The organism is Bartonella sp. AA89HNZF (genome assembly GCF_042196905.1).
Classification (GTDB): domain Bacteria; phylum Pseudomonadota; class Alphaproteobacteria; order Rhizobiales; family Rhizobiaceae; genus Bartonella.
Map to the genome: position 1 here is coordinate 1 of NZ_JBHIRD010000146.1, position 526 is coordinate 526.

Sequence of the window (526 nt, forward strand, 5' to 3'; positions counted from 1 at the left end):
GCAAGAAATTTAATTTTGCTATTGGCTTTTCCCTCTCCATGCTGTGCCACAAATGCCTGCTCATCATTACTCCACAACAACGCATCCCCTTTGACTTCTTGTGTAATATCATTGATTTGTTGTGTAAAATTATTGACCACATTCGTGAGATGACTATTTACACTCTTCACATTTGCATCAAGCCCACTCAAAGCTGAGCCAACATCATGATAATTAGCTTTTGCCACCTGACCATCTTCAACAATAACAGATAAACTATAGTTTGGTCCTTTAAAGGCACCATTTTCAAATGAGGCACCACCACCAAAATAATTTGCTATATCTCCAGATATTTTATTAATTTGGTTCCCATTGATTGCATCATGCGATCCTTGCGCAATTATGCCATCTTTAACATTATGGAGAGCAACAGGGACTTGATTATCCATCCCACCTAAAGTTACGCTACCATAATTAACGGTATCGTTTTCTTTATCATAAAGAACTGCAGCAGCACTTGTAAGATTAATATCATTAGAAATCTTCT

General features: G+C 37.1%; 1 pseudogene. It reads right to left on the reverse strand.

Annotation, left to right across the window (positions count from 1 at the left end):
* Positions 1 to 526: pseudogene (locus ACFIN0_RS10205) on the reverse strand (hypothetical protein); the annotation flags it as partial.